This window comes from Gloeocapsa sp. DLM2.Bin57 (genome assembly GCA_007693955.1).
In the GTDB taxonomy this organism is placed as follows: Bacteria; Cyanobacteriota; Cyanobacteriia; order Cyanobacteriales; family Gloeocapsaceae; genus Gloeocapsa.
Map to the genome: position 1 here is coordinate 1 of RECR01000048.1, position 6,336 is coordinate 6,336.

Annotated in this window: 6 protein-coding genes; 4 read left to right on the forward strand and 2 right to left on the reverse strand. The window is 36.4% G+C overall.

What is annotated here, in order from left to right; translation table 11 throughout:
• Positions 1–85 precede the first annotated feature (85 nt).
• A complete protein-coding gene (locus tag EA365_04090; GenBank protein TVQ47122.1) occupies positions 86–394 on the reverse strand; it encodes a hypothetical protein in 309 nt (102 codons plus the stop codon).
• Between the two features lie 779 nt (positions 395–1,173).
• Complete coding sequence (locus EA365_04095) at positions 1,174–2,955, reverse strand: conjugative relaxase (GenBank protein TVQ47117.1); 1,782 nt, start codon at positions 2,953–2,955, stop codon at positions 1,174–1,176.
• A 656-nt stretch (positions 2,956–3,611) separates the two neighbouring features.
• Here EA365_04095 and EA365_04100 point away from each other — a divergent pair.
• The 4 genes from EA365_04100 to EA365_04115 form a co-directional block, all read left to right on the forward strand.
• Complete coding sequence (locus EA365_04100; GenBank protein TVQ47118.1) at positions 3,612–4,772, forward strand: ParM/StbA family protein; 1,161 nt, start codon at positions 3,612–3,614, stop codon at positions 4,770–4,772.
• Positions 4,773–4,814: 42 nt separating this feature from the next.
• Positions 4,815–5,219, forward strand: a complete 405-nt coding sequence (locus EA365_04105; GenBank protein TVQ47119.1) for a hypothetical protein — start codon at positions 4,815–4,817, stop codon at positions 5,217–5,219.
• A 20-nt stretch (positions 5,220–5,239) separates the two neighbouring features.
• Positions 5,240–6,055: a hypothetical protein gene (locus EA365_04110; protein TVQ47120.1), complete on the forward strand. Its 816-nt coding sequence runs from the start codon at positions 5,240–5,242 to the stop codon at positions 6,053–6,055.
• A 5-nt stretch (positions 6,056–6,060) separates the two neighbouring features.
• Positions 6,061–6,336 (forward strand): hypothetical protein (locus tag EA365_04115; protein ID TVQ47121.1); only part of this gene is annotated, 276 nt, incomplete at its 3' end.

Below are 6,336 nucleotides of genomic sequence, written 5' to 3' on the forward strand. Positions count from 1 at the left end.
TTGAATTATAAATAAGATTTTTCATTGACATGGTTGCCAGAGGATAGGGAAACTTGGGCAGATTTTTGCCGCTTAGATTAGAGTTTTAAGCCGCATCATCGCTCAATTCCGTCTTTTCCTCTTTTTTCTTGCTCTCGAATATCTGCACTGTGGCAGCTTCCAGTATTAACGTACCATCTGTTGAGATTGCCGATAGTTTCCCAGACAAAGAGGCAACCCCTGATTCCAAACTGTCAATTTTCTGTATTTGCTTGGCTAATGTTTTACGGTTAATTTCTGCCTTTACCACAACATTATTCTCACCTGTCACTTCCAAAGTGACTTTCTTCCCCTGTTCGGGAATAATGGGCTTCTCACTGAATTTGATGGTTATTTCGGGTATTTTCCCCTTAATTTTAGCTACATCATCAGGAGAAGATGCTGATGCTGATCTGATTGGCTGTTCTTCTTTTTCCTTAACTTCTAGTTCTAGTGATGGTGCTGCTTCTTTTTCGGTTAATTCTGTGTTTTCTTCGGGAATATAAGTCGCTTTTAGGAGATGAAGAGATTCACCATTTCTATTACAGAGAATTTCCCAGAATTGTTCTGTTAGCGCCTCTGATGGTAAATCACCTTGAACGGTAATCCAAAAAGGTTTCCAATGAGGAGTGTCTTCTTGTCCTTCAGGAGGCTTTTCATTGCGTTCCACCCTTATCGAAAACGCTGTTGAGAAAATGCGGTCAATTCTCCCTCTAATTTGGAATATATCCTTATTTTCTTCGATTGTCTCCCCTGATTCGTTGATGATGTTAGTCGGGTTGATTAACGGCGAAATTAAGTTGATTTTTGTTAAATATCCTTGTTTGGTGGTGCGGTAATATAATCGCCAGTAATAGGGTTCTTCTACCTTAAAATTAGCTTTTTTAGTGATTTTGTCCCATTGTCTCTGGCTAATGGATGCTAGTAATTCTAATCCTTCTACTGTTTTCAAGATGCCTTTGACAAAGTTATAGCCCTCGTTTTCGGTGTTGGGGATAAATTTGCCCCAGATATAAGCGATTGCACCGAATTGATAGGGGCTTTTTGGTGCTTGGAATAGGACATCTTTGGGATTAGACATTGAAATCGATAATGCTTTATTCAAGAGTACTTGTTCTATTGTATAAGAAACAAAGCGATTCACGTTTGAACTATCTATAAAGCCATTTCCTGCTGGGTTGAATACTCACTATTTTTTAAGGTTTTTAGTGAGTTCGGATTTCGGTTATTGAAGCTTTGCAGATATTCAATTCCAGAAGGTACATCTCCTTTACCAATAAGTTCTAAGCCCCAAAGTAGTCTGGTTTTGCGTTCAATGAGTGGTTCATCCAGAAAATTTATAGTCATACCTACTTGCTGTAGAGATTTGAATATATTACTAAATGAATTTCTTTCTCTTAGTTGTCCAACCATAATCACTTTTGCTTTTAAAACGAAAGAGCTAGTAAATAGGTCAAAAACTTCTTTATTAGTCAGTTTATCTGCTTGGGTTACTATCCAGATTTCATTTTTACCAATTTCACCAGAAATAATTTTTTCGTCTAGTTGGTGCAGTTGCATTGTTTCCATCTCGACTTCTGTTTTTAGTGAATCTGCTTCATAATCCCTAGCTATTCCCCGAACTTGATATCCTTTTTCTTGGGCTATTTCTTTGACTGCTTTTAAAGCTTTCCATTTGGTTTGATTTGTTAAGACGCGCCAAGCAGTAAATCTATCTTTACCTCCTAAACTTCTTAAGATAGCTAGTTGTTGTCTTTCCTTTAGCCCTTTTTCTGATAGGGTTTCGTTTAATTCTTCTTCCGATATTAAAGGTTCTATTTTTTCTTTCTCCTCTAACATCAACTTGAGAGTAGCAAGTTCCAGTTTTAAGGCTGATTCTGTGGTGTAATTTTTAGCATCGATTTTGATTAGCTTGGGGTAGATTACTATGTTTTTTGTTACTTCTTCTAGTGCTACTGGTTTGGCTCTTTCTAGTACATAGCGCTCTATATCCTCAATCTTGAGAAATAGAGAACGTTTGGAATGATGTTCAATTCCGGCGCTAATATATTGTTCAAATGTATTCAGTGGTGCTAGTTTTTGAGTTAAACTTGGTACATTTAATTTAAGTTTGATTATTTTCCCTTCTTGTTTCCATAAGGCTTTTAGCTTTTCTGGTTGAACTAGATATTTTTTATTTCTTGTTATATTCCACGCTTTATTCCTTTGCTTGTAGTTAGCATTTTTACCTGTTACCGATAGTATCTTTTGTCTTCGCTTTGAGAAAGCTTCTAGCTCTTTTTTATCATAGCCAACTATTTCAAATTGACCATTACCTAAAGGGATTGTTTGATATCCTAATTGTTGCACTGTGCAAGCTAATTTATGTTGATAAACCATCCCCAGTAGCTTTTGATTTGTATAGATAGCATCATTGGAGAGACTGCGCCACTTTTTATCATCTGCTTGAGTAAAGTTCATCACCACGCAGTGAGTGTGTAGATGAGGATCTAAATCTCTGGTTTCGATGTGGTCAAATTGAGCGATGGCTAAACATTTAGTTTGTACTTTTTGTCTTGGTTTACCTGTTCTATAAATTCGGGTTTGAGCATATCTTGACTCCATTAATTGGAGAGCTTCTTCTACAGCTTTTCTATGAGCATCTATAAGCCTATCATCTCCACCTATTAACGCTTGTAAACTAATACTTTTAGGTGCACTAAAGGTACAGTCTATGGCAGCTCTATGCTTGTCAGGATTTATTCTGCGCGCCATTAGACTCTTTTTTCTATCAGGAGAATATCCTTCGAGTAGAGCGTCAAATTCTTCTTTATTCTCTATATATTTTGCAAGATTGAGATTTTGAGCACCTTTTCCAAACCATCTCCCTCGCTCATAGTAACCTTTGGAAAAGTAATGCTGAGCTTGTTCTGATTTTATATTTTTCATGGTAAGCATTTTTGTGCTTTTTGCCTCCTACCGACCTAGATTTTGCACTATTATTGAGGTAATTTTGTTTTATTTTTCTCTTACTCAATTGAAAAAAGGTTAATTTTAGCCTAGCAAAATTTTGGCGTAATGTGCGGACATTTTCTTTAAATATTTACACTAGAAAAAAATAAAAAATCAACATAATTTGACCCATTCAAAGACTCAAACAATGACCCAATTTAAGCCTAAATTTCAAAACTTTGAGGTTAATTTTGCTTTTGACCCTCTTCGGAGAACTAAAATAACTGAAAAATGGTCTAATTGTCCCACTAATTGACCCATTAAATAACCCACTAAATGGCTCAGTATGTGACCCACTAAATGGTCAAAAAAAGCCAAAATTATTAAAATTTGTAAACTGCTAATAATTCTCAAAGAAAGTGGTTGAAAAAATCATCAAGAATGATTAAAATGCAAAAATAAGATGAGGATTAAGATAACTCAAATCTTGAACCCTTAAGAGAAGGTTGAATGCCACCTTACCGGATAAATTGTTTTTGATAACTTATGAATCGAAGGAAACAAATTATAACGGATAGTGATTACTGCTTTGGCTCTAACAAATTGATTACTTGACTAACCTACCTTTTGCCACCTGCCATAACTTATTAAATGGAAAGTAAGTGAAGCCCAATATTCATACATCTGATTATCTAATAGTAGCTTTAGATCCTGGAACATCTCTGACAAAGGTGATGTATAGCTTGTTTGCAGGTAGTGAATTCGGCAAGCCAAAGTTAATGTTGATGGATGCAACGGTAACTCAGGTCAGTTTGAGCGCAATAGAACATTATGAGTCAAGTAGACTTACAGGAGGACAAGCAGAACATGAGTGTTGGTTACGTTACAAAAGTAAATATTATGCAGTAGGCTATTTAGCTGAAAACTATTTCCGAGGATTTGTCAATCTCAAGGAATTGAAATACGAAGCAGCTGTACTTAAGGTATTAGCTGCGGTGGGAGCGATTGCTTCCAAATGTAAATTACCCTATCGCTACAAATTGAGTTTAGCTGTACCTCTTCCTTACGGGGAATGGAAAGACAGTGAGAAATTCAAGAAGCAGTTGGGAATGGCTTTATCAGATTTCAATTATAGGGGGAGTAAATATGAAGTAGAGTTAATCAAGTTTCTCTGTACTCCAGAGGGAGGGGGACACGCATTGATGCGAGCAGAGACTTTAAGAGAGGAATTTAATTCTAAAAAGGTATTATCAATAATGATGGGTTATCGTGATATTTCCGTAGTTAAGTTTCATAGAGGCACAATTCAGGGATATACCGAAAAGTTGGGAATGTCAACAATGCTGAATTTGGTCAAACAGAGGACTTCTGGACAAGATGAAAAGAGGTTACTAGTGGCGGTGTATCGAGCAGGAAGACGGATAACAGCATCTAAATTTAAAGGAATAGCCTTGAGTAGTAATGAAGTTGACAGATGCTCTGAAACAAAGTGTATAGCCTTAGCGGTAAAACAAGCAAGGGAAGACTACTGGTTATTAGTGAATCAGTGGCTAAAAATAGTTCTGGAATACGATGCTGAAGAAATTATTGTGGGTGGAGGAACTGCTGATTATTTACGACAAGAACTTAATAAGTTTTTGAGCAAAGATTACCGAAATTCTGAGTTATCTTGGGCTGCTAATTTAGAGCGGGATGTAGAAATTTTATTTAGCTTGAATGGAGAAGAAGAGGGAATGGCGATGAGACTTACTGATGTATATGGAGTGCTGAGATTTTTACAAAAGCAGATAACTAAAACTTCTTTGCCCGCATTAGTAGGATAGTTGTTGGGTTGAATTTTTAATAACAGAATAATTACAGATGCTATGAATGATTTAAGTACAGAGTATTTTGACTTAAGATTACGTATTAAGCTTTCCAAAACAAGTTCTGAAGCGACTCTTTTGAGATACTTATCCCATCAAAAAAGCTTGATGCCTTCTTATCATAGATATATGATTCTCAAAGCTTTAGCAGCTTTTTGGTTACCTCTAGCTTATGAATATGAAAAGAAACATGACTTAGTGCCATTAACTATGCAAGAGACAATTTGCTGCTTTGAGAAACATATTAAGTTTTTAGAGGATTGGCTGAAATTAGATGAGGTTAAATTGGATTTGAAAACTCTAAACAATAAAAATGGCGAATCTATTAATCAAGAAGAGTTAAAGGTTAATGAGAACCAAGATGACGGCTCTTATATTTCAGTTATTCAAGTTCAAGATTTTTAAGAATTTAACAGAGAATTAACATGGAAAGACAACAAGATATTTATAACCAACTACTTCAGTTTAATCACGAACAGCAAATAAATCTTGATGATGGACAATTAAATCATTTATGGAGTTTATGGACTGAGGTAATTCCAGGGGAAGGTGACAACGAGGAAAAAGAATACACTAGTTATGATAAAGATATTCTTTTAGAAGTAGCTCAGAAGTATGTAGGTGAATTAGAGAGCGATGCTGAAAAGATTAGAGAATATATCGAAACCAGAAAAATAACCCAAGAAAGTGAATCCACAGAATCCAAGAAAAGGAAAAGCACCCGAAAACCTAGGGGGAAAAGTTTTACTGACCTTATGAGTGAATATAGCATTGATTTTCGGAAAGGTTGTGACTTGCTTGCTGCTTGTGGTCTTCCCGAAAAAGATACTTATACACCTAAAGAAGTGAGTAAATTTGCACAAGGTTGTGAGCTGATTAGGGAAGGTAAAACTATAGCTGAGGTAGCTGTACATTTCGGCGTAGCTAGTCCACAAACCGATGATACAAGGAGAAAGTTGATGGAAATAATTGCCAATCAAAGTAGTAATCAAGCCTATCGGATTGTGGAACAGATTCCCGAAATAGTTGAAAATCAACTAGAACAGGTTGAAACCGCATTTAACATGATGACTTATCAAAAACTAAGGGAGCTTCAAGAAAAGGGAGAAATTGACCGACTTGTTGAAGAAATGGTTCAGGGGAGGAAATCACGTAGTCGAGATTTTTTGCCAGTAACTGCGCTAACGGAACTACCGCCAACGGAACTTTACCAGGCACTACCACAGGTGGAAGAGGATTAGAATGGGTGGTAGATAATTATATTTACAGTCGATTAATAATAGTGCTGGGTAGGCAAGAGTACGCTCTTGTGCTGCAAAGAAAGCAACAGGAATTGATGGAAAGGAAATTTCAGCTCAAAGTTAAGAAGCGTCAGGAGTTTTTCCGCAAGGTGAAAGAGTACGGGGAGTTACTTAATTTCTGGAGTTTCTTCCTGATCGCTTCACTTTTACTGTTAGCTGGTGGTGTTGCTCTTGGCATTAATTTACCTGACCGCATTGCTTGTAACCAGACAATTTTTCCC